This window comes from Polaromonas sp. A23 (genome assembly GCF_002001015.1).
Classification (GTDB): domain Bacteria; phylum Pseudomonadota; class Gammaproteobacteria; order Burkholderiales; family Burkholderiaceae_C; genus Polaromonas.
In genome coordinates, this window is sequence record NZ_MUNO01000018.1 from 172,033 (window position 1) to 193,156 (window position 21,124).

The 21,124-nt window shown below is 63.3% G+C and carries 19 protein-coding genes and 1 pseudogene; 7 read left to right on the forward strand and 13 right to left on the reverse strand.

Annotation, left to right across the window (positions count from 1 at the left end; all coding sequences use genetic code 11):
* Positions 1–31: 31 nt before the first annotated feature.
* Positions 32–871, reverse strand: a complete 840-nt coding sequence (locus B0B52_RS09730; RefSeq protein WP_077593429.1) for a helix-turn-helix domain-containing protein — start codon at positions 869–871, stop codon at positions 32–34.
* Between the two features lie 73 nt (positions 872–944).
* Here B0B52_RS09730 and B0B52_RS09735 point away from each other — a divergent pair, with 73 nt between their 5' ends.
* Complete coding sequence (locus B0B52_RS09735; RefSeq protein WP_174575484.1) at positions 945–2,198, forward strand: MFS transporter; 1,254 nt, start codon at positions 945–947, stop codon at positions 2,196–2,198.
* A 12-nt stretch (positions 2,199–2,210) separates the two neighbouring features.
* Here the strand turns inward: B0B52_RS09735 and B0B52_RS22690 are convergent.
* Positions 2,211–2,306, reverse strand: a pseudogene (locus B0B52_RS22690) (3-methyladenine DNA glycosylase); the annotation flags it as partial.
* A 130-nt stretch (positions 2,307–2,436) separates the two neighbouring features.
* Here B0B52_RS22690 and B0B52_RS09745 point away from each other — a divergent pair.
* On the forward strand, positions 2,437–3,015 hold the full coding sequence (locus B0B52_RS09745; protein WP_077593430.1) for a histidine phosphatase family protein: 579 nt from the start codon (positions 2,437–2,439) through the stop codon (positions 3,013–3,015).
* Between the two features lie 73 nt (positions 3,016–3,088).
* Here B0B52_RS09745 and B0B52_RS09750 read toward each other — a convergent pair whose 3' ends face one another.
* The 8 genes from B0B52_RS09750 to B0B52_RS09785 form a co-directional block, all read right to left on the reverse strand.
* Positions 3,089–4,387, reverse strand: a complete 1,299-nt coding sequence (locus tag B0B52_RS09750; RefSeq protein WP_077593431.1) for an MFS transporter — start codon at positions 4,385–4,387, stop codon at positions 3,089–3,091.
* Positions 4,371–5,570: an acyltransferase family protein gene (locus B0B52_RS09755; protein WP_077593575.1), complete on the reverse strand. Its 1,200-nt coding sequence runs from the start codon at positions 5,568–5,570 to the stop codon at positions 4,371–4,373. The genes B0B52_RS09750 and B0B52_RS09755 overlap by 17 nt, the downstream gene beginning before the upstream one ends.
* A gap of 22 nt (positions 5,571–5,592) precedes the next feature.
* Positions 5,593–6,591, reverse strand: a complete 999-nt coding sequence (locus B0B52_RS09760; RefSeq protein ID WP_077593432.1) for a MerR family transcriptional regulator — start codon at positions 6,589–6,591, stop codon at positions 5,593–5,595.
* Between the two features lie 98 nt (positions 6,592–6,689).
* On the reverse strand, positions 6,690–7,568 hold the full coding sequence (locus tag B0B52_RS09765) for a sugar phosphate isomerase/epimerase (protein ID WP_077593433.1): 879 nt from the start codon (positions 7,566–7,568) through the stop codon (positions 6,690–6,692).
* Between the two features lie 130 nt (positions 7,569–7,698).
* Positions 7,699–8,883: a dihydrodipicolinate synthase family protein gene (locus B0B52_RS09770; protein ID WP_077593434.1), complete on the reverse strand. Its 1,185-nt coding sequence runs from the start codon at positions 8,881–8,883 to the stop codon at positions 7,699–7,701.
* A 63-nt stretch (positions 8,884–8,946) separates the two neighbouring features.
* A complete protein-coding gene (locus tag B0B52_RS09775) occupies positions 8,947–10,110 on the reverse strand; it encodes a Gfo/Idh/MocA family protein (RefSeq protein ID WP_077593435.1) in 1,164 nt (387 codons plus the stop codon).
* A gap of 108 nt (positions 10,111–10,218) precedes the next feature.
* The gene (locus B0B52_RS09780) at positions 10,219–11,211 is read right to left on the reverse strand and encodes a tripartite tricarboxylate transporter substrate binding protein (RefSeq protein WP_077593436.1); all 993 of its coding nucleotides are present in this window, start codon (positions 11,209–11,211) and stop codon (positions 10,219–10,221) included.
* Positions 11,212–11,371: 160 nt separating this feature from the next.
* Positions 11,372–12,031: a TetR family transcriptional regulator gene (locus B0B52_RS09785; protein WP_077593437.1), complete on the reverse strand. Its 660-nt coding sequence runs from the start codon at positions 12,029–12,031 to the stop codon at positions 11,372–11,374.
* 143 nt (positions 12,032–12,174) lie between these two features.
* Between B0B52_RS09785 and B0B52_RS09790 the strand changes: the two genes are divergently transcribed.
* Positions 12,175–12,483, forward strand: coding sequence for a hypothetical protein (locus B0B52_RS09790; protein ID WP_077593438.1), 309 nt, complete (start codon positions 12,175–12,177; stop codon positions 12,481–12,483).
* Between the two features lie 209 nt (positions 12,484–12,692).
* Complete coding sequence (locus tag B0B52_RS09800; protein ID WP_077593440.1) at positions 12,693–14,390, forward strand: thiamine pyrophosphate-binding protein; 1,698 nt, start codon at positions 12,693–12,695, stop codon at positions 14,388–14,390.
* A 219-nt stretch (positions 14,391–14,609) separates the two neighbouring features.
* Here B0B52_RS09800 and B0B52_RS09805 read toward each other — a convergent pair whose 3' ends face one another.
* The gene (locus B0B52_RS09805; RefSeq protein ID WP_077593441.1) at positions 14,610–15,062 is read right to left on the reverse strand and encodes an SWIB/MDM2 domain-containing protein; all 453 of its coding nucleotides are present in this window, start codon (positions 15,060–15,062) and stop codon (positions 14,610–14,612) included.
* Between the two features lie 401 nt (positions 15,063–15,463).
* Between B0B52_RS09805 and rraA the strand changes: the two genes are divergently transcribed.
* Positions 15,464–16,003, forward strand: coding sequence for a ribonuclease E activity regulator RraA (gene rraA / locus B0B52_RS09810; protein WP_077593442.1), 540 nt, complete (start codon positions 15,464–15,466; stop codon positions 16,001–16,003).
* Positions 16,004–16,015: 12 nt separating this feature from the next.
* Here rraA and B0B52_RS09815 read toward each other — a convergent pair whose 3' ends face one another.
* A complete protein-coding gene (locus tag B0B52_RS09815; protein ID WP_077593443.1) occupies positions 16,016–16,708 on the reverse strand; it encodes a helix-turn-helix transcriptional regulator in 693 nt (230 codons plus the stop codon).
* A gap of 63 nt (positions 16,709–16,771) precedes the next feature.
* Here B0B52_RS09815 and B0B52_RS09820 point away from each other — a divergent pair, with 63 nt between their 5' ends.
* Both B0B52_RS09820 and B0B52_RS09825 read left to right on the forward strand, forming a co-directional pair.
* On the forward strand, positions 16,772–17,863 hold the full coding sequence (locus B0B52_RS09820; protein ID WP_168173523.1) for a cytochrome P450: 1,092 nt from the start codon (positions 16,772–16,774) through the stop codon (positions 17,861–17,863).
* A gap of 12 nt (positions 17,864–17,875) precedes the next feature.
* Complete coding sequence (locus B0B52_RS09825) at positions 17,876–18,220, forward strand: antibiotic biosynthesis monooxygenase (protein WP_077593445.1); 345 nt, start codon at positions 17,876–17,878, stop codon at positions 18,218–18,220.
* 36 nt (positions 18,221–18,256) lie between these two features.
* On the opposite strand, the gene fdhF is transcribed toward B0B52_RS09825, so the two are convergent.
* Entirely contained in the window at positions 18,257–21,094 is a 2,838-nt protein-coding gene (gene fdhF / locus B0B52_RS09830; protein ID WP_077593446.1) for a formate dehydrogenase subunit alpha, read from the reverse strand.
* Positions 21,095–21,124: the final 30 nt, after the last annotated feature.

Genomic DNA, 21,124 nt, shown 5'->3' on the forward strand with positions numbered 1-21,124 from the left:
TTGATAGCTGTCGGCGCCCGTGTTTCATGGGCTAGAGGCCATTTTTATTCTGAAAATGGCTGGGCGACTGCCCCATGGCAGCCTTGAACATGGCTGAAAACGCGCTGTCGCTGGCGTAGCCGCTGGCAGCGGCCACATGGCTGACCGGCTGGCCGCGTGCGAGAAGAGGCAGCGCATGCGCCAGGATGGCTTGCTGGCGCCACTGCTGGTAGCTGGTGCCCAATTCTTCACGAAACAGCCGCGCCATGGTGCGTTCGCTGGCGCCAATGTCGGCTGCCCATTCGGCCAGCGTGGCGCGCTCCGACGGCGCGCGCAGCACTGCTTCGCACAGCGCACGCAGGCGCTTGTTACCGGTTTGCGCATTCGGCATGGGCACGCCCAATGCCTGGGTGTCAGCACGTGTGAGTTCGTCAAGCACCAGGCCAGTCAGCAACTGTTCGCGCGCCACGCTCAGGGCCTCGCGCGGGCTGTCCAGCGAATGAATGACTTCGCGCAGCAGTGGCGACACCACCAGCACACGGCAGTTGTCCCAGCTCGCAGGCGTGGCACTCGCGTCGATGTACAGGGTACGGAACTCGGCGGCCTCCAGCACGTTGATGGTGTGCAGCGCGCCCGGTGCGATCCAGACCGCGCGCGAGGGCGGCACGATGTAGGTCACTTCCTCGGGCGTGGAGGCGGTCACCTGCACGATGCCGGTGGAGCAATAGGCCAGTTGCGCCCACGCATGGCGGTGCGGCTCGAAGTGGGTGTCGGCCGGCATGTTGCGGGTGCGCACGCGCACCGGCCGCTGGCGGCTCGGAACAAAGGCACCGATGCCGTCCGCGGAGACCAGGACGGTGCTGCTTTTGGATGGGGTCGAGTGGCGTCGCATGTTTGGCTGGAATTCGCTAAATGATGTCTTTCTGTCGCATTCAAGAATCCAGCCCGGATATTACGATAGCCGCATGAGCATCACAAGCACCGCCTCCACGCCTTCTTTCAATGCGGTCAGCCTGCGCCAGGATGCCGGGGTCATCGGTCTGGTCGGGCTGGCACACATGATCAGCCACTTCAGTCAGCTGTTGCTGGCGCCGCTGTTTCCCTGGCTGAAGGAGGAGTTCGCGGTTAGCTACGCGCAGCTTGGTTTTCTGATGACGATTTTTTTCATCGTGTCCTGTGCGGTGCAGGCGCTGTCCGGCTTCTGGGTGGACCGTTTTGGTCCACGCCCCATCCTGTTTGCCGGCCTGAGTTTGCTGGGTGTTGCGGCGTTCGGTTATTCAATCAGCACCAGCTACTGGATGCTCGCCGGTTTTGCCGTGCTGGCCGGTGTCGGCAACGGTGTGTTCCACCCGGTGGACTACACGCTGATCAACCGCAAGGTGAGCGCGCCGCGCCTGGGCCATGCCTACAGCTTTCATGGGATCAGCGGCAGCCTGGGCTGGGCGCTGGCCCCGGCGATGCTGGTGCCGCTGGCGATCATGTTCTCCTGGCGAGTGGCGCTGATGGGTGCCGGTACGCTGGCCTTCGTGGTGCTGGCCGTGCTGATGCTCAACCGCAGCAAGTTCGACCTGCCGGCCGTCGCGCCGAAACAGGCGGACTCCGAGGCGACTACCGAGGGCACGTTTACCTTCCTGCGCATACCGGCGGTCTGGATGTGTTTTGTGTTCTTCTTCCTGTACGCCGTGATCATCAGCGTTGTGCAGGCTTTTGCACCCGAAGCTGCCCGGCAACTGCACGGCGTACCCATGACACTTGCAGCCATGTGCCTGACGGTCTACATGGTGTGCAGCGCGGGCGGCATGGTGCTGGGCGGCTTCCTGGCCTCCGACCCTGCGCGCTGCGAGCGTGTGGTCGGTATGGCTTTTGGTGTTGCCGCCGGCGTAGCGCTGCTGATCGGCTTCGGGCCTGTGCCGGGACTGGCGGTACCGGCATTGTTTGGCGTGATGGGATTTGCCACCGGCATCTCGGGCCCTTCGCGCGACCTGCTGGTCAAGAAGTCCACGCCCGAAAACGCCACCGGCCGCGTCTACGGCATCGTGTACTCGGGGCTGGATATTGGCCAGGCGCTTGCGCCGCTGTTTTTCGGCACGCTGATGGACCACGGGCAATATCGAGGTGTCTGGCTGGGCCTCGTTGCCGCGCAGGGCCTGCTTGTACTTAGCGCCTTCAATGTGCGGCGCGTTCGCCGCACGGCACTGGCAACCATGGCATCGGCCTAAACAAAAAAAACTCTAGCGAAACGGCCGGCTGAGAAAGCGTGAGCCTGCCAGTCCGAAACACCAGGGTTGTTCCACCACTTTTGAGATACCGATGCGCGGTCCGCTGACTGGTGGCGCCATTGGCATGGGAATAAGCGGCTTCTCGCAGGCCGCAGTGGTCACGGCATCTCATTGCCCCACCGCCTCACAGGGAGAACTGGCGCGGCGTAGCATGGCTGCAAACCCGTGGAGATGGACGATGACCCTGAACCGAAGCTCGCGGATGCTGACCTTGATCGCGGTGCTGGTGTGGGCGCCGCTCGCGCTGGCGGACGACGCCTTGTGGACGCTGCTCAAAGGGGGCGGGCAGGTGGTGCTGATCCGGCACGCCTTGACGACGCCTGGTGTGGGTGATCCGGAAGGCATGCGGCTCGATGACTGCAGCACGCAGCGCAACCTGAGCGACGAAGGCCGGGCGCATGCGCGGCAGTTGAGCGAAGCCTTCCGCCAGCGCGGCATTGTTGTCGGACGGTTGTTGTCCAGCCCGTGGTGCCGATCCATCGAGACGGCGAAACTGGCTTTCGGAAAAATGCCGGAGTTAACGCCGGCGCTGGGTAATCTCTTCGGCCGTAGCGCGGAGGCTGACCGGCAAATGGCCAGTCTCCGGCCTCTTGCCGGCCAGAAGCCGGCGAATGGCAATACGGTGATGGTGTCGCACGGTTCGACCATTGTTGCGTTGACCGGCATCTCGCCAGACACCGGCGAGATGGTGGTGTTGACGCCGCAGGGCGGTGGCCGCTTCAAGGTGGTGGGGCGGATGATCGCCCACAAACCTTGATGCGTCAGGAATTCCCACCGTTGCCGCGGTGCTTCGCGGCGCGCCCCGCTGGTGAATCCGCCGGATCCCGCGCTTAAGCCCTGGCGGCGGCCGCGGGTTCTGGATCCCTGAGGTCGCGTATCCGTGACGTGGCCAGTGCCACCAGCACCAGGCCCACCAGAAGAATGCCGCCTCCAGCAAACAATTGGCCCAGCGTGATGCTGCGCATCAGCCACCCGGCCACTGCGGCGGACATGGGTGCAAGGCCCATGAAGATGAACATGAACAGGCTCATGGCGCGGCCCAGCATGGCCGGCGGCACGCGCCGCTGGATCCAGGTGAAGACCGCCACCTGCATGAAGCCTCCGAGCAGCCCGATGACGCCCATCAGCAAGGCGCCTTGCCAGGTGGTGGAGATCTGCCCCATGGGAATGAACAGCAGGCCAATCACCGCGTCAACCAACAGCAGGGTCAGCCCCAGGGTTCCCACGCGCAGACGGGGCTTGATTCCTGAAACCACCATGCCGGCCAGCGTGCCCGCGCCGTGCGCGCCCAGCATGATGCCGAAAGCCGCGGCCCCCAGGTCGAGCTGGGTGGCGAGCAGTGGCAGGGCAATCTGTACCGGGCCGTGGATCAGCAGGGCGATGGCGCCCCAATAAAGAAAGCAGGAACGCAGCGCGTTGTCCCGCCAGAAAAAGCGCAGACCTTCTGCTACGGAAGAAAACACAGCTTGAGGTGCGGCCTGGCTGCGGCCCGCAAGAGGCACCACTTTGGCGAGGGTCCACGTCGACAGGGCGAAGCTGAAGGCATCCAGCGCAAAGGCCACGCCGGTGCCGCGGGTGGCCTCGGCCGAGCCCGGCGCGCCGTCGCCGGAAAGCGCAATCAGCAGGCCGGCCAGCAGCGGCCCCAGGAACATGGAGGCCTGGCGCAAACCCAGCATGATGCTGTTGGCGGCCTGCAGCTGGTCGGGTTTGACGACCGAGGGCAACATGGCCGTGCCTGAAGGAATGCTGAAGGCTGTGGACAGGCCGATGCCGAACGCCAGCAGGTAGACCATCCAGAGCGTCAGGCCTCCCCACAGCACCAGCGCGGCGAGCAGGCCGAGCAACACGGTGTTGACATACTTGGTGAGCATCAGCACACGCTTGGGGGAGTGGCGGTCAACCAGGGCGCCGCCTATCAGCATGAACAGGGCGCGCGGCACGCTGATGAGCGCCAGCACCGTGCCCAAAACCAGGGTGTCGCCGGTCATCTTGAGCACCAGCCAGGGCAGGGCGATCAGTGTGAACTGGTCGCCCAGCATGGAGATGACGGCGCCGCCGAGCATCCACAGGAAATTGCGATCACGGAAAAGAAGGGCCCGGGAGGAATTGGGGCTACTGGGGCGTTGCATGGGCCAGGGCTCCAGAAGGGGTGGATGAAAAACGGCGACCATTGAGCAGCACGCTCACGACCGTGCCGCGTACGAACAGCTGGTAACTGCCGAGGCAGACCAGGGTGGTTGCAGTGATGTTGACAAGCATCTTGGCCGCGACCGGCCAGTCCAGCCCGTACAGCAGGGCACCGAAGCCCACGGTCAGCGGCATGTGCACCAGGTAGACCCAATACGAGCTCTGCGCCAGGTAGGTCAGCAATGCCTGCTGCCCAGGCACGTAGCGAAGGAAGGCGCCGATCAATGCGAAAGACCAGAGCCAGGAGGTGCAGTTGTAGGCCAGGGCAATCCACAGTGGCAGGGTTGACCCGGGCCGCGGGACCTGACCCAACTGCTCCGCCAGCACGCCGGTGACAACAAAGAACAGCATTCCCAGCACGGCGTACACCGGCCAGCGCCGCATGAAAACTGCGAACAGTTCCTGCTGCCGCGAATACAGGCAGTAGCCGAACAGATAGAACAAGCCGTTGTGCAGCCACTCCGCCAGCGGTGGAATGAACTTGCCGCTGGGGGCGACGATGCCGTTCCAGTAGAAGGAACCCACCAGCGCCAGTGGCAGGGCCAGGGCAGCGAAACCCCACCAGGCCGCACCCAGGCGATGAAACAGCGAGGCGATGGCCTGCGGCACGGCCGGCGGCAACCAGGCAGCGAGCCGGAGAATGGCCGCGGTCAGCACGCTGAACCACAGCAGCATCCACAGAAACCACAGATGCATGGTGCTGGGCCCGGTCGGTACGGTAGGACTCTTGGGCATCAGCGTGGGGTCGAGCCCCCAGGTGCCGCGCACCATGCGGTGCAAGAACAGCAAGGCAAACACCACCGTCAGCACGAAAACCGGCAGCCAGAAAATGGCAAACGGCAGGCCCAGGCGCTGCAGCCGGTTTTTCAGCATGGCGCGCAGGCCGCGCTTTTGCACCAGCAGCGCGACAAAAAAGCCAGCCAGGATGAAGAAAACCGGCATGCGAAAGGCATGAATGATGATGGCCAGGCCATCGACCCAGGGCGCGGTCTGGTTGTCGCGCCAGGGCAAAAGAGAGATATTGGTTACGTGGATGGCGGCGACGTGCATCACGATGCCGAGCCACATCATCAGTCCGCGCAGGTTGTCTAGCGCATGCAGGCGCCCATGGATTGGAGAAGTCATGGGCGCAATGTAGACCCTCACGTCACGTGAGGGTCAAGGCTTTTCGCAAAAAATCGCGTGTTTCGGTATCGAGCACGGCGGCCGCCCGCAACAAGGGCTCGGCGGCATGGGCTGCCATTAGCTTTGCACGTAGGGTGTTGTCGTGGTCAGTCAATCTGTCCATGAGTGCGTTCCATTGCCGGGCGAGCTTCTGCGCTTCGGGGCTGTGGGCGGATGTGCCCTGTTGGATCAGGCTTCGGGCGCTCTCTGAGATATGCTTCCACTCGTCTTCGGAAACCTTGCCCAGCCGTTTCAGTTCATCCTCTTCCAGATATTTGCCCAGAACAGCCAGACGCTGCTTGATGGGTTTGCTGATGTACTCCACCATGTCCTGGCTGGGGCCTTCTTTTTGCTGTGCCACCGGTTCCTGGTTGTACATGTGCCCCCAGCGTTCGAGCAGGTCGAAGTCACCGTCCATCCAGTGCAGCATCAGGTTCATCCAGCGGTAAGCCAGCGGCTGGAGTTCCAGGCTGTCTGCCGGCACGCCGCGGTCCATGGCGCTGCGAATCTCCGCTATCAAGGGCGGCCATTTGTCGGCGATGTGTTTCCAGTTGTCGAAAATGGTTTTCTGCTCGGCCGGACTGAAATACTTGCTGTAGGTGGTCATGAGGGCCAGCGTACCCAGCCAGTCTGAAATCTCCGGTTGATCACCTTTGGCCAGCCGCTCCTGCAGCAGCTCCAGGCTGGCTCGGAGTTCTGCTGCCTTGGCAACTTCCTGGTCCAGCACCTGGATTTGCCGCGCAATGATGTGGGGGAGCGCAGCGCCGTCGCCGTCCAGCATGCTGCCGATGTCGCTAAGCGGCAGGCCGAACTGTTGCAGGGCCTGTATGCCGTGCAGCCGCGCCACATCACTGCGGCTATACAGCCGGTAGCCGGCATCGGTGCGGGCCGAGGGCTTGAGCAGGCCGATGGTGTCGTAGTGGTGCAGGGTGCGCACGGTCAGGCCGGTGCGCGCGGCAAGTTCTCCTACCTTCAGCAACATGGAACCCTCCCTCTTATGGGTTGGCTTGCTGCTGCACGTGTCGTGTGCGGCCACCCCGTTTGCCGGTCATGCGGCCGACTGTCAGAAAGGGAGAGAGTCTATACCGCGCTGCGGTGCCGGGCGATGCAGGTGTCCAGCACTTCGGACATGTCCCGTTGCCACCAGTTACCGGTGGAGAAAATTTCCACCTCGCTGGAACCCGCAAAACCCGCGGCTTCGGCCCAGCCGCGAATCTTCGGAATGTCGATCACGCCGTCACCCATCATGCCGCGGTCGTTGAGCAGGTCGGTGGTGGGGGTCAGCCAGTCGCAGACGTGGAAGGCCAGCAGCCGCTCCTTGCCGGCGCGGTCAATCTGCTGCTGCAGCTTCGGGTCCCACCAGACGTGATAAACATCTACGGCCACGCCCAATGCGCCGCTTTTCGACGGGTCCAGAGCGTCGCAAACGTCCAGCGCCTGCTCCATGGTGTTGATGCACGCGCGGTCGGCCGCGTACATCGGGTGCAGCGGCTCGATGGCCAGTGGCATCTGGTTCAGCACGGCGTATTCGAGAAGCTCTGCAATGCCATCGCTGACCTGGCTGCGCGAAAGCGCAATGTCTTTGTGCGCCGGCTGACCTGCAAGTGCGCCCGGCAGGCTACCCACCACCAGCACCAGGCAGGCAGCGTTGAGCTCGCAGGCTTCGTCAACGGCGCGGCGGTTGTCGTCGCGCGCGGCCTTCAATCCGGCGGCGTCCACGGCCGGGAACATGCCGCCGCGGCAATACCCCGAAAGCTCGAGGCCGTGGGTTTTGACGAGTTTGGAAATCACCGGCAGGCCGGCTGCCGCCACCTGGTCGCGCCAGGGCGATATGGCCTTGATGCCGCGCTGCACGCAGGCTTCGATGATGTTGGTCAGCGGCTGCTCAACACCGCGGCTTTTGCGCACGGTGGCGGTGTTGATGGAGAGCCAGCGGTGGTCGTGGGAGAAGTCGCGCATGAGATGGGTACGGTGGAAGACGAAGGATTTTTTCAGCAGACGCCACGGAACCGGCTTTGCCGGGCCGCCAGCGTCGCCCCCTGAGGGAGGAGGCCGCTACACGAAGTGAGCCGGCAACGGGGGGGAGCCATCATTCAACACCATGCATTGCAAGCAGCGTTTTCATGCGCTGCATGGCGAGTTCAGGGTGTTCGAGCAGGTTGGCCGCATCGGCCAGGCGAAAAAGCTCGGCGAAGTGCTGCAGCGAGCGTGTGCTCTGCTGGCCGCCGACCATGGTGAAGTGGCTCTGGTGGCCATTGAGCCAGGCCATGAAGACCACGCCGGTTTTGTAAAAACGCGTGGGCGCCGCAAAGATGTGGCGCGACAGCGGCACGGTGGGGCCGAGGATGGCGTGGAATTTTTCCACGTTGCCCTGCGCCAGCTCGCCGAGCGCCGCGCTGGCCGCCGGTGCGATGGCGTCGAAGATGCCCAGCAAGGCATCGCTCTGACCGTGCATGGCTTCCTTGCCGAAACCGTCGCCGGCAATCAGCTCGGCGTAGTTGAAGTCGTCGCCGGTGTACATGCGTACGCCTGGCGGAAGGCGCCGGCGCATTGCAATTTCCTTGTCCTTGTCGAGTAGCGAGATCTTGATGCCGTCCACCTTGTCAGGGTGGGCGTTGATGATGCCGAGCGCCGTGTCCATGGCTTTTTCAACGTTGCTGCTGCCCCAATAACCTGCCAGCGCAGGGTCGAACATGTCGCCCAGCCAGTGCAGCACCACGGGTTGCCTGGCCTGGCTCAGGATGCGGTCGTAAACGCGCTCGTAGTCCGCCGGGCTTTTGGCGACGCGGGCCAGCGCACGGCTGGCCATGACGATCAGCTTGCCGCCCAGTTTTTCAATCGCGGCCATCTGCTCTTCGTAGCCGGCGATGACCTCGTCAACCGTCTTGACGTTTTCCAGCACCAGGTGGTCGGTGCCGCAGCCCGAAGCCACCAGCGCGCCGGGGATTTCTTTGGCTGCATCGAGTGAACGGTGGATCAGCTCCAGCGAGGTCGGCCAGTCCAGTCCCATGCCGCGCTGCGCGGTGTCCATGGCTTCGGCCACGCCCAGGCCCAGTGACCACAAATGGCGCCGGTAGGCAATGGTCGCGTCCCAGTCGACGGCGCAACCGAGCCAGGGGTCGACCGCAGCCAGCGGGTCGGCCACCACGTGGGCTGCGGAGTAGGCGATGCGGTTGAACTTCAGCCCGTTGGCAGGCTTGATCGGTGTGGTACCTCGCAGCGTGTAAGGCTGCAAGCCGCCCGCGGCAGTGGGCAGAGAGAGGGTCAAAGCCATGAAATCCACCTTTTCATATACAAAATATGCCTCTGGCCCTTGTATGACGGGCGCAAGCAGCTATCAAACCTGTAGCGAAGGAACATCCACCCAGCGGCGTTCTTTCCAGCTTTCGAGCGCGGCCTCGACCAGTTGCACGCCTTTGGCGCCTTCGGGCAGCGTCCATTTGTAGGGCTCGTTCTCCACCACATGGCGGATGAAATGTTCCCACTGGATCTTGAAGCCGTTGTCGTAGACCTGGGTGTCCGGGACTTCCTGCCACTGGTCGGAGAAATTCATGGTCTGCTTCTCGTCCGGGTTCCAGACCGGACGTGGCGTGTTGACGCGCGACTGGGCTTTGCAGGAAGACAGGCCGGCGACGGCCGAGCCATGCGTGCCGTCGACGTGGAAGGTGACCAGGTCTTCACGGTTCACGCGGGTCGCCCAGGACATGTTCATCTGCGCAATCACCGGCTCGCCGTTGTGGCCGATCAGTTCAGCGGTGGCGTAGGCCGCGTCGTCGGCGGTGGCCTTGTAGGGCTTGCCCGCTTCATCCCAGCGCTCGGGGATGTGGGTCGCGCCAATGCAGGAGATGGACTTGACCTCGCCGAACAGGTTGTCCAGCACATAGCGCCAGTGGCACATCATGTCCAGGATCATGCCGCCACCGTCTTCAGTGCGGTAGTTCCAGCTTGGCCGCTGGATGGGTTGCAGGTCGCCTTCGAAGACCCAGTAGCCGAACTCGAGCCGCACCGACAGCATCTTGCCGAAGAAGCCGGCGCGGCGCAGCATGTCGAGCTTGCGCAGGCCGGGCAGGAAGAGCTTGTCCTGCACCGCACCGTGTTTCAGACCGGATTTTTCAGCAAGGCGGGCAATCTCGACGGCTTCGTTGAGGTTGGTTGCAATCGGTTTTTCGCAGTACACATGTTTGCCGGCGCGGATGGCCTTGGCCAGCAAGGTCGGGCGCATCTGCGTGGTGCCCGCGTCAAAGAAGATGGTGTCGGTCGGGTTGGCCAGCGCCTGGTCCAGGTCGGTGCCCCAACGCTCGATGTTCCAGGTTTTTGCCAGGGCTTCCATCTTTTCGGCATTGCGGCCGATCAGGATGGGGTCGGGCATGACTTTGTCGCCGTTGGAGAGAGTGACGCCGCCCTGTTTGCGGATCGCGACGATGGAGCGGATCAGATGCTGGTTCATGCCCATGCGTCCGGTGACGCCGTGCATGATGAGTCCTAGTTTTTGTGTAGCCATGGGGTCTTTCTCTCTGTGGGCTGGTTGGCTGGGCAATGCGGCGGCCGAACCCTGGTCTTGCCAGGGGTGTTGAGGGGCGCGAAACGCTGCGGGGGAAACTTGCCGGGGTTACTGGGTGGGCTGAAGGCCAGCGGCTTTGACAAGCACCGCGTTGCTCTTGATCTCGTCCTTGATGTAGGTGTCGAACTGCTCGGGAGAGAGCGTCCAGGCATCGGCGCCCAAGGTGGCAAAACGCTCTTTGACTTCCGGTGTGTTCAAGGCTTTGACGACCTCGTCGTGCAGACGGTTGACGATGTCACGCGGGGTTTTGGCAGGAGCCATCATGCCGATCCAGAAGTTGAACTCGGAACCGGGTACACCGGCTTCAGCCGTGGTGGGCACCTGGGGCAGAGTGCTGGAGCGTTTGGGCGAGCCGACTGCGAGCGGGACCAGCTGGCCGTTGCGGATCTGTCCGATCACCGGAGCAATCGGGGAGAAGTAGTAATCGACACGGCCGGAGATCACCTCCGTCACGGCCTCTGCCGAACCTTTGAACGGGATGTTGGTTGCATCGATTTTTGCGGCGAGCTTGAACTTCTCGGCATTGAGGTGAGTGGCACTGCCCTGGCCGGCCGAGGCGAAGTTCATGCTGCCGGGTTTGGCTCGGGCCGCTGCCAGCAGCTCCTGCAGCGTCTTGATGTTTTTCGAGGGCGACATGACAAGCACGTTGGGTGTGCTCGAGATTGGCGTTACCCCGGCAAAGTCACCCACGGTGTCGAAGGGCAGTTTGGCAAAGGTCGACGGGCTGACCGTGTGTGAGGACGAATGAACCATGATGGTGTAGCCGTCAGGCGCGGCGGTGGCGACAGCCTGCTGGCCGATGGTGCCGCTGGCGCCGCCGCGGTTGTCGATGATCAGGGTCTGGCCCATGCTCTGGCCCATCTTGTCGGCGATGGCGCGGGCAATGATGTCGGTCGTGCTGCCGGCGGCAAAGGGCACGATCACGCGAATGGGTTTGTTCGGGTAGGCGCCTTGGGCGTTGGCCACAAGGGGGGACAGTGCGGCAAGCCCGGTGAAGCTGAGCGTGAGGCAGGCCAGTGCGGCGCGACGGGTGAATTTCATGCTGTTGTCTCCTGAAGAAGGTCAATGAAGGGCGCTATGCAGGCCCGGCGAAGTTCGCCATCCTGTCGTTGTAATGACCGCAGTTTACGCCTAATTCACCATTAAGTGAATTAAGAAATTGTAAAAACGCTGCAATTCATACGTCAATCAATGGTTCAGGTCAGCTTCTAAGTACATACCCCAAGATGACGTCGCACATGTGCGAGAGCCGCTCATGGCGGGCTTTGGGTGTCATCAGGTCGCGCCCGAAGATGGCTGAAAGCGTGTGGTTGTTCGACAGGTAAAAATACGACATGCCGGCAATCGAGACGTAAAGCTGCACAGGATCGATACCACCGCGAAACAGCCCATCGGCGCGCCCGCGCTCCAGGATTTCGGCGAGTGTTTCGATCAGTGGCGAGTTCGTTTCCCTGGCTCGGCTGGACATCGCCAGATGCCGTCCCTGGTGCAGGTTTTCACTGTTGAGAAGCGTCAAAAACTCCGGATGCTCCAGGTAGTACTCCCATGTGAATTCGGTGAGCCTCCGGATCGCCTGGGAGGGGGCCATGTCACGCAGGTGCAGCTTCGTTTCTGCCTCGCGGATATCGGCATAGGCGTTTTCAAGTACCGCCAGAAAAAGCTCGTCCTTGCTCTTGAAGTAGTAGTAGATCAGCCGCTTGTTGACGTCCGCACGTTCAGCAATCCGGTCCACCCGCGCGCCACCCAGGCCGTGTTGCGCGAACTCGTCGCGGGCGGCCAGCAGGATGGCCAACTGGGAGCGGTCGGCATCGCGCGAGCGTGGTTCGGTGGTTTTGGTGGGCTTTGTTTTAGGGGGCGGCATGGCAAGTAATTTAACTGTTTGGTGAATTAAGGCAAGAGCCTCTGGCGATCGCGCAAATGGATGACACGCAGCGGCCAAGCGTACCTCCATAATGGGTCAGGTACCGGCCGTCCGCGCCGGTACCCCATGCACAGGAGACGGTCATGAATAATTCAGACACGCCGAAAGACGGTGACTTCGCAAACTGGGTAGACCAGAAGACCGAGGCGCTCAAATTTGAACTGGGCGAAAAATTTCCGGTGCCTCCTTCCGAACTGCATTCACCCTCTGTGCATGTGGAGACCGGCCGGCAGAAGCTGGAAGAAGTTCTGCTCGAACACGAGGAGCCTACGGCGGAGTTTCTCGAAGAACTCAGGGCGCTGGAAGAGGCTCCCCCCTTGAGCGACGAAGAGCTGGCACGTCAGGCCCTGGAAGCCGGTGGCGACGACGGCGACGCTGCCACCCCAGAGTAATAAAGCCCCCACGGTCGCTCACAACGCGCAAGCTCCCGAGGCCTTGCAGGCCGCGGCTCGCGAGACGCCTCGCCTCTGTCGCCTGTCCAAAGCTGCTCAAGCAGCTTTGGAGCCGCAGGCTCCAGCCCCTCAGGGGCCGCTGCGCCTGCGGACTGGCAAAGCCAGATCCGCGGCCCCTGCTTGAAGGGGGAGGTTGGCACAATAGCCGGATGACTTCATTACTTGCCGGCCATCTTCTTGTTGACTGCCTTCTGGCCCAGGGCGTTACCCATGCATTTGGTGTCCCCGGCGAAAGCTACCTGGCTGTGCTCGACGGTCTGCATGCGCGACAGGACAAAATCAACTTCATCACTTGCCGGCAGGAAGGTGGTGCGGCCTTCATGGCCGAAGCCCACGGCAAGCTGACCGGCCGGCCCGGCATTTGTTTCGTGACGCGCGGGCCGGGCGCCACCAACGCTTCCATCGGTGTGCACACCGCCTTTCAGGATTCCACTCCCATGGTGCTGTTTGTTGGCGACGTGGCGAGCGACACGCGCGACCGCGAGGCCTTTCAGGAGGTCGACTACAGCAGCTTCTTCGGGCCTTCGACCAAAGGCATGGCCAAGCGGGTGGAGCGCATTGACGATGCGCGCCGCATTCCCGAGTACGTGGCGCGTGCCTTTGCCACCGCCATGAACGGCCGGCCTGGCCCGGTGGTGCTGGTGTTGCCGGAAGACATGTTGACGCAAACCGTGGATGTGGCGCCGCTGCCCCGCGTGGAAGCCGTCGAGGCCTGGAGCGACCCTGGCTCGCTGCGCCGACTGCGCGAAATGCTGCTGCAGTCCGAGCGTCCGCTGGTGATTGCCGGTGGCGGGGGTTGGACGCCGCAGGCCGCGCAGGCCCTGCAGCGTTTCGCCGAAAACTGGTCATTGCCGGTGGGCAATGCCTTTCGCTTCCAGGACACCTTTGACAACCATCACCCGCTGTATGCGGGCGACGTCGGCATTGGCCTGAACCCCAAACTCGCTGCGCGCATCAAGGCGGCCGACCTGATCCTGGCCATCGGCCCGCGTCTGGGCGAGATGACCACCGGCGGTTACACACTGATCGAGGCACCGCGGCCGAAGCAGAAGCTGGTGCACATCCATGCCAGTGCCGAGGAACTCAACCGCGTGTTCCAGGCCGACCTGGCCATCAACGCGACCATGAATGCGGCGGCACGTTCGCTGGAGGTGCTGACGGCGCCGGTGTCGGTGCCCTGGCAGGCGTGGGCGGAGTCGGCCAACGCGGACTACCTCGGCAACATTGATCCGGCCAACGGCGGTGTGGTGCTGCCCGGCAGCATCGACATGCCGGCCATCGTCGGCACGCTGAAGAAACTGTTGCCGGAAGATGCGGTGTTGACCAACGGCGCCGGTAATTTCGCGAGTTGGGTGCACCGCTTCTTCCAACACCACGGGCTGGTCAAGGGCTTCAAGACCCAGCTCGCGCCGACCGTGGGCGCCATGGGTTACGGCGTGCCAGCCGGCATTGCGGCCGCCATTACCACCGGCCGCACGGCCTTCACGATTGCCGGCGACGGCGACTTCCTGATGAACGGCCAGGAGCTGGCCACGGCCGTGCAGCATGGTGCCAAAAGCATTGTGCTGCTGCTCAACAACGGCATGTACGGCACGATTCGCATGCACCAGGAGCGCGAGTATCCGCGCCATGTCAGCGGCTCCAGCCTGCAGAACCCCGACTTCTGCGCGCTGGCGCGGGCCTACGGCTACACCGCCACGCGCATCACACGCACCGAAGAGTTCGAGGCCGTCATGCGCCAGGCCCTGCAGGGCAAGGGAGGTGCGCTGATCGAGATCATGCTCGACCCGGAAGTCATCAGCACGCGCGGCACCTTGTCCGCCATTACCAACGCAGCCAAACGCTGACGCCGCGAGGTCAGCCTCGGGCGAGTCTCTTCTTTCCAAGCAGGGGCCGCGGATCTGGCTTTGCCAGTCCGCAGGTGCAGCGCCCCCTCGGGGGGCAGAGAGTTACGTGCAGCGAGCGAACGTGGGGGCTGTAAGCAGGCTAAAAAAAAGGGCCACTTGCGTGGCCCTTTCGGCGATTCCGGTTCCGACGCTCGTGAGCGCCGGGGATCGCTGCGACGTTTACTTGACGTGCTTGCCGATCAGGCCAGCCATCTCGAACATCGACACTTGCGCCTTGCCGAAAACGGCACGCAGTTTTTCGTCGGCGTTGACCATGCGCTTGTTGACCTTGTCCTGCAGACCCTTGGCCTTGATGTAGACCCAGAGCTTGCGCACGATCTCGGTGCGGGGCAGCGCAGCAGCGCCAACCACAGCCGACAAAGCGGGGCTCAGTGTCAGTGGCTTCATGAACGCTGCGTTGGGCGTACGCTTTTTGGCGGGCGCTTTTTTCGCAGGAGCTTTTTTTGCCACTACCTTTTTTGCAGGGGCCTTCTTCGCCACTACTTTTTTAGCCGGTGCTTTCTTCGCAGGGGCTTTTTTCGCTGGAGCTGCTTTCTTCGCAGCTACTTTCTTTGCCGGAGCAGCCTTTTTTGCGGCTGCTTTTTTTGCCGGTGCTTTTTTTGCAGTTGCCATGATTGATTTTCCTTCTAGAAGTTGATAAATCACCAATGCAGATAACTACTCTTCACTGGCAAGGGGGATGCTACTGGAGAAAACAGCTGTTTCATAGGGAAAACGCTTTTTTTTTGGGTCTGGATGTTGCAGATTTACTTCGGAAGGATGGAAAGCATGGCGCCTCGCGAGACGCTTTGCACGGAAGGCGTCGTGGGAGAACAGGTCTCAGAGAGAGAAAAAAGCGGTACCGAAAATGTCTGGCCGGTGCCGGTACCTGTTCACCCAGCACCAGAGGAAGACGGCATAACACCGCGCCAGCACAGGGCATTTCTCTAGTGGCACCTGCTGTTGCAGGGTATGCTTCTGAACACTTTTCCCTGCACCGCTGTCTGCTTTTTCCCTCTGAAAGGTCTCCGTCAATGACAAGCCTGTCCACCAATCAGCCCTTTGCCACCTGCGATTTATGTGACGCTCACAAAAACGACAACTCGGGGCGTTTTCGTGTCCTTCCCCCTGTGTTTCGTTCATTTGGTGGCGTTCCCAGCTTCTGTGGACCGGTCGTCACGATCAAATGTTTCGAAGACAACTCGCTGGTCAAGGCCGCTGTCGATGGCAGTGGTTTGCTTGAAACGCCTGCTGGGCGTGTGCCTGCGGTGCTGGTGGTCGATGGTGGTGCCTCGCTGCGGCGGGCTCTCCTCGGAGGCAATCTGGGTGCGGCGGCCGCAAAAAATGGCTGGGCTGGTGTGGTGATCGATGGCTGCGTGCGCGATGTTGCCGAACTGGCGCAATGCCAGGTTGGCATACGCGCGCTGGCTTCCATGCCGCTGCCGACAGAAAAGCGCAACGAGGGCCAGAGCGGGGTGGCGGTGCAGATCCAGGGCGTGCGGGTCTATCCCGATGACTGGCTGTATGCCGATGAGGACGGCATTGTTGTGATGCCCGCGCCGCTGCAGGCCTGAAGGCCTGCGGGCTCAGGCGGGTAGCTTGATGCCCAGGCGGCCGAATTGCGCGGTGCCCTCGGCGCTGACCTGCACCACACGCGAGTGCTTCCTGCGCTCTATCCAGCCTTGCTGCGTGAAGTGCAGCGCCAGTGCAGCCCCCAGCGCGCCGCCCAGGTGGTCCCGGCGTTCCGACCAGTCCAGGCAGGTGCAGGCCAGCTGCCGGCGCTTGCCGCGCAGCGCGTTCAGGTCCAGCCCGAGGGTGCGCAGGGCTTTTTCTCCGAGGGTGGTGAGCAGCAACTGCCGGCTATCGGCCGCGTCAGGCTCCAGCCAGCGCTTGCGCAGCAGCATGGCGAGCAGCCCGGTGCCCAGGCTGCCGGCCAGGTGGTCGTAGCAGAAGCGGGCGCGGCGTATCGGCTCGTCGGCCTTCGCCGCAGGCTGGCTCGGGCGTTTCGGCGCCACCCGCATCAGCGACTCCACCAGCTGCGCCACCTGTTCGGAAGCAAAGCGGAAGTACTTGTGACGGCCCTGCGCGGCTGATTCGAGCAGGCCATCGTCAACCAGCCGCTTCAGGTGGGAGGTGGCCGTGCCCGGTTCGATGCCCGCGCCCAGCGCGAGCTCCTTGGCGGTCAGGGCACGGCCCTCCATCAGCAACACCAGCATGCGGATGCGGCTGGCATCGCCAATGGTGGCGGCGATGCGGGCGATATCGGGTTCAACAAGCATGCTTTGATGATAGCCAAACTGTTGAAGCTGGACAAACATCCGACGCCTTGGGACACTGACTCCATGCAGCCACCCCGTAACGCCATTGAGGCCGTGACCCACCCAGATCCCTGGCCTTTCTACCGCAGCCTGCGCCAGGAGCGGCCCCTGTTCTTTGATGCTGGCCTGGGCCTGTGGGTGGCGAGCAGCCATGCCGCCGTCAGTGCGGCTCTGAACCATCCGGCCTTGCGGGTGCGCCCGCCTGCCGAGCCGGTGCCCATGGGCTTGCAGGGCACGGCAGCCGGCGAGGTGTTTGCCCTGCTGGTGCGCATGACGGACGGTGAATTCCATGCGGCCCACAAGCCTGCCGTCGCGCAGGCGGCGCGCCGATGGACCCTGGCCGACGTGGCGCGGGCTGCCGAAGATGCGACGGACGACTTGCAGCCGCGCCTGGAGGTGAACGACTTTCTAGGCGTCTTGCCGGTGCAGGCCATGGCACGGCTGCTGGGTGTGCCCGAAGAGCTGCGGGACGACACCTGCCGCTGGGCCTTGCAGTTCACACAGGGCATCGCGCCCGGGGCCGGTACGCAGGCCGTGGCGCTGGCGGACGATGCGGCTGCTGCGCTGATGGCGCAGGGCCGGGCACTGGGCCTGCAGCCCGCGCAGGCCGCCAACCGCATTGCCTTCATGCAGCAGGCCATGGATGCGACCGGTGGGCTGCTCGGCCTGGTGGCGCTGCAACTGGCTCAGGATCAAGTGCCGGAGGGGCAGGGCGCCGCGGCAGACGCCTCACAGGAGGCCATGCGGCGTTTTGTGCGCGAGGTCGAGCGCTGGGCCGCCCCCATCCAGAACACCCGCCGGTTTGCGGCGGAATCTCTGACCCTGCTGGGCCAGCCGGTTGAAGCTGGCCAGGCCATCCTGGTGGTGCTGGCCAGCGCCAACCGCGACGAGGCGCTTAACCCGCGACCCGAGCACTTCGATATGCATCGTGCGCAAAGCCGCAGCATGGGTTTTGGTGCCGGCCCGCATACGTGCCCCGGCGCTGCCATTGCTATTGAAATAGTAGCTACTTCTCTACGTAGCATAAGGGCCAAGGGCCAATTTGATCACTACTTCGGAGCTTGCACCGGCTTTAGGCCGTTGCCCAACGCGCGTATTCCAGTATTCAGTCAATAAAGGAGAAACCACATGGTCTCGGTGATTTTCGAAGTCTGGCCTGAGCCAGCGCACCGCGAGGGCTACCTGAACTGGGCGGCCGAGCTCAAGAACGAGCTGGTGAAGATGGACGGCTTTATTTCCATAGAGCGCTTTCAGAGCCTCACAGAGCCCGACAAGCTGCTGTCGCTGCAGTTCTGGCGCGACGATGGCTGCCTGACGGCCTGGCGCAACCTGGAGGCGCACCGCGCCGCGCAGAATGCGGGCCGCAGCACCATGTTCAAGGATTACCGGCTGCGCATCGCCGAGGTGACGCGTGACTATGGCCTGAAAGAGCGCGAGGAAGCGCCCGCCGATTCACGCCAGGCTCACGGTTAGGGCCTCGTAACAGGCCCTGTCGCGAGTCAAGGGCGTTCAGATGCCGGCCAGGGCGATCGAGTTTTTCATTGCCTGGCCACCGCCGTAGCTGTCCTGCACGGGTGGCACACCGCCCAGCGAGACACGGATCGCGCAGTATTTGAATTCCGGGATCTTGGCAAACGGGTCCAGTGCCGCGTTGGTCAGCTTGTTGACGGCCGCTTCGTAGTAGCAGAAGGGCACAAATACGGCGCCGCGCGGCGAGCTTTCGTCGGCTCGGGCGTAGAGCTCCACCTTGCCGCGGCGCGACTCGATGGTCACCACATCGCCTGGTTTGCCGCCCATCGCGGCCAAGTCGAGCGGGTGCACCAGGGCCACCGGATCGGGTTCGATCGCGTCAAGCACCGTGGCGCGCCGTGTCATGCTGCCGGTGTGCCAATGCTCGAGCTGGCGCCCGGTGATCAGCACCATGGGGTATTCGGTGTCCGGGCGCTCGTCGGCCGGAATGATGTCGGCCGGCACGAACTTCGCGCGGCCGCCTTCACGGGGGAAGTCTTCCACGAACACCACCGACTGGCCGGGATCGCCTTCCTTCATGCAGGGGTAGGTGACCGAATGCTCACGGTCCAGCCGCTCCCAGGTAATGCCGCCGATGCTGGGCATGGTGTGACGCATCTCGTCAAAGACTTCGCTGACATGCTTGTAGTCCCAGCCGCAGCCCAGGCGGTTGGCGATTTGCATAATGATCCAGAGGTCCTGGCGCGCATCGCCGGGCGGGTTGATGGCCTTGCGGCCCATTTGCACCAGGCGGTCGGTGTTGGTGAAGCTGCCGTCCTTTTCGGGGAAGGCGCTGGCCGGCAGGATGACGTCGGCCAGATAGGCCGTTTCGGTCAGGAAGATGTCCTGCACCACCAGGTGATCAAGCGCTGCCAGGGCTTCACGCGCATGGTTGGCATCGGGGTCTGACATGGCCGGATTCTCGCCTTGCACGTACATCCCCTTGATGCCGCCCTTCTTGATGGCGTGCATCACTTCAACCACCGTCAGGCCGACCTGGTCGTCCAGGGAGCCGGGGGCTACCTTCCAGGCTTTCTCGAAGCTGGCGCGCACCGCCGGGCTGGAGACATGCTGGTAGTCGGGGAACATCATGGGGATCAGGCCCGCGTCGGACGCGCCCTGCACGTTGTTCTGGCCGCGCAGCGGATGCAGGCCGGTTCCGGGGCGGCCGATCTGGCCGGTCATCAGCGACAGGGCAATCAGGCAGCGCGCGTTGTCAGTGCCGTGCACGTGCTGCGAAACGCCCATGCCCCACAAGATCATCGAGCCTTTGGAGGTGGCGAACAGCCGCGCCACGTAGCGCAGGGTGTCTGCGTCGATGCCGCAGATGGGCGCCATCAGCTCGGGCGTATAGCCTTCAACGTTCTTGCGCAGCTCTTCGTAACCGATGGTGCGGCTGTCGATGAAGGCCTGGTCGACCAGGCCTTCGGTCACGATGACGTTCATCATCGCGTTGAGCATGGGCACGTCGGTATCGGGCTTGAACTGCAGGTGGCGGTGCGCCACGCGGGTGAGGTCGGAGCGGCGCGGATCCATCACGATCAGCTTGGTGCCATTTTTCACCGCGTTCTTGATCCAGGTGGCTGCTACGGGGTGGTTCACCGTCGGGTTGGCGCCGATGATGACCACGACATCGGCCTTGGTGACATCCATGACGGGGTTGGACACCGCGCCGGAGCCTATGCCTTCCAGCAGGGCGACGACCGAGGAGGCATGGCACAGGCGCGTGCAGTGGTCGACGTTGTTGCTGCCGAAGCCGGTGCGCACCAGTTTCTGGAACAGGTAGGCTTCCTCGTTGCTGCCCTTGGCCGAGCCGAAGCCGGCCAGCGATTTCTTGCCGTGCTGGTCGCGGATGGCGGCGAGTTTGCCGCCGGCGAATTCCAGCGCTTCTTCCCAGCTTGCTTCGCGGAACACGTCCATCACGCGGTCCGGGTCCATCGTGAAGTCCCCGGTCTTGGGCATTCCTTCCCGGCGGATCAGCGGCTTGGTCAGGCGATGGGGGTGATGTGCATAGTCAAAACCGTAGCGGCCCTTGACGCAGAGGCGTTCGTGGTTGGCCGGGCCGTCACGGCCTTCGACAAACAGGATCTTGTCGTCCTTGACGTTGTAGGTCAGCTGGCAGCCGACGCCGCAATACGGGCAGACCGACTCGACCTGCTTGTCCGGCACAGTCAGGGCCGCCTCGCGGGCGGGCATCAACGCACCTGTCGGGCAGGCCTGGACACATTCGCCGCAGGCCACGCAGGTGGAGACGCCCATGGCATCGTCCATGTCGAACACGATCTTGGCCTGGTCGCCGCGGAAGGCCAGCCCGATCACGTCATTGACCTGTTCGTCGCGGCAGGCGCGCAGGCAGCGCGTGCACTGGATGCAGGCGTCGAGGTTGACGGCGATCGCCGGGTGGGACAGGTCCTGGCGCACCTGCTGGCGTGCCTCGAAGCGAGGCTTGCCGACGCCAATCTTGGCTGCCCACTGGTCCACCTCGTTGTTGCGCGTGTATTCCTTCTCGGGCATGTCGGACAGCAGCAGCTCGAGCACCAGCTTTTGCGAGGCGACGGCGCGTTCGCTGTCGGTGACCACCTTCATGCCGGCGGCCGGCGCCCGGCAGCACGACGGTGCGAGCACCCGCTCACCGTTGATTTCAACCATGCAGGAGCGGCAGTTGCCGACGGCTTCCATGCCTTCCTTGAAACACAGGTGCGGAATCTCCACGCCTTCGCGCTTGGCGACCTGCAGCAGGGATTCATTGGCGCGGCCCTGGACTTCCCGGCCGTTGAGGCTGAAAGTTACGAGCGGGGCATCGAGTTCGGCGAGTTCCTGTCGGGTGATTGCATTCATCGTGGTGCCTTTTGTCTTGTTGCCCGGGCG

What these genes read in the sequence shown, in the direction of transcription:
- B0B52_RS09730 (WP_077593429.1), bottom strand. Translation starts at nt 871, where the DNA reads ATGCGACGCCACTCGACCCCATCCAAAAGCAGCACCGTCCTGGTCTCC.
- B0B52_RS09735 (WP_174575484.1), top strand. Translation starts at nt 945, where the DNA reads ATGAGCATCACAAGCACCGCCTCCACGCCTTCTTTCAATGCGGTCAGC.
- B0B52_RS09745 (WP_077593430.1), top strand. Translation starts at nt 2,437, where the DNA reads ATGACCCTGAACCGAAGCTCGCGGATGCTGACCTTGATCGCGGTGCTG.
- B0B52_RS09750 (WP_077593431.1), bottom strand. Translation starts at nt 4,387, where the DNA reads ATGCAACGCCCCAGTAGCCCCAATTCCTCCCGGGCCCTTCTTTTCCGT.
- B0B52_RS09755 (WP_077593575.1), bottom strand. Translation starts at nt 5,570, where the DNA reads ATGACTTCTCCAATCCATGGGCGCCTGCATGCGCTAGACAACCTGCGC.
- B0B52_RS09760 (WP_077593432.1), bottom strand. Translation starts at nt 6,591, where the DNA reads ATGTTGCTGAAGGTAGGAGAACTTGCCGCGCGCACCGGCCTGACCGTG.
- B0B52_RS09765 (WP_077593433.1), bottom strand. Translation starts at nt 7,568, where the DNA reads ATGCGCGACTTCTCCCACGACCACCGCTGGCTCTCCATCAACACCGCC.
- B0B52_RS09770 (WP_077593434.1), bottom strand. Translation starts at nt 8,883, where the DNA reads ATGGCTTTGACCCTCTCTCTGCCCACTGCCGCGGGCGGCTTGCAGCCT.
- B0B52_RS09775 (WP_077593435.1), bottom strand. Translation starts at nt 10,110, where the DNA reads ATGGCTACACAAAAACTAGGACTCATCATGCACGGCGTCACCGGACGC.
- B0B52_RS09780 (WP_077593436.1), bottom strand. Translation starts at nt 11,211, where the DNA reads ATGAAATTCACCCGTCGCGCCGCACTGGCCTGCCTCACGCTCAGCTTC.
- B0B52_RS09785 (WP_077593437.1), bottom strand. Translation starts at nt 12,031, where the DNA reads ATGCCGCCCCCTAAAACAAAGCCCACCAAAACCACCGAACCACGCTCG.
- B0B52_RS09790 (WP_077593438.1), top strand. Translation starts at nt 12,175, where the DNA reads ATGAATAATTCAGACACGCCGAAAGACGGTGACTTCGCAAACTGGGTA.
- B0B52_RS09800 (WP_077593440.1), top strand. Translation starts at nt 12,693, where the DNA reads ATGACTTCATTACTTGCCGGCCATCTTCTTGTTGACTGCCTTCTGGCC.
- B0B52_RS09805 (WP_077593441.1), bottom strand. Translation starts at nt 15,062, where the DNA reads ATGGCAACTGCAAAAAAAGCACCGGCAAAAAAAGCAGCCGCAAAAAAG.
- rraA (WP_077593442.1), top strand. Translation starts at nt 15,464, where the DNA reads ATGACAAGCCTGTCCACCAATCAGCCCTTTGCCACCTGCGATTTATGT.
- B0B52_RS09815 (WP_077593443.1), bottom strand. Translation starts at nt 16,708, where the DNA reads ATGCTTGTTGAACCCGATATCGCCCGCATCGCCGCCACCATTGGCGAT.
- B0B52_RS09820 (WP_168173523.1), top strand. Translation starts at nt 16,772, where the DNA reads ATGCAGCCACCCCGTAACGCCATTGAGGCCGTGACCCACCCAGATCCC.
- B0B52_RS09825 (WP_077593445.1), top strand. Translation starts at nt 17,876, where the DNA reads ATGGTCTCGGTGATTTTCGAAGTCTGGCCTGAGCCAGCGCACCGCGAG.
- fdhF (WP_077593446.1), bottom strand. Translation starts at nt 21,094, where the DNA reads ATGAATGCAATCACCCGACAGGAACTCGCCGAACTCGATGCCCCGCTC.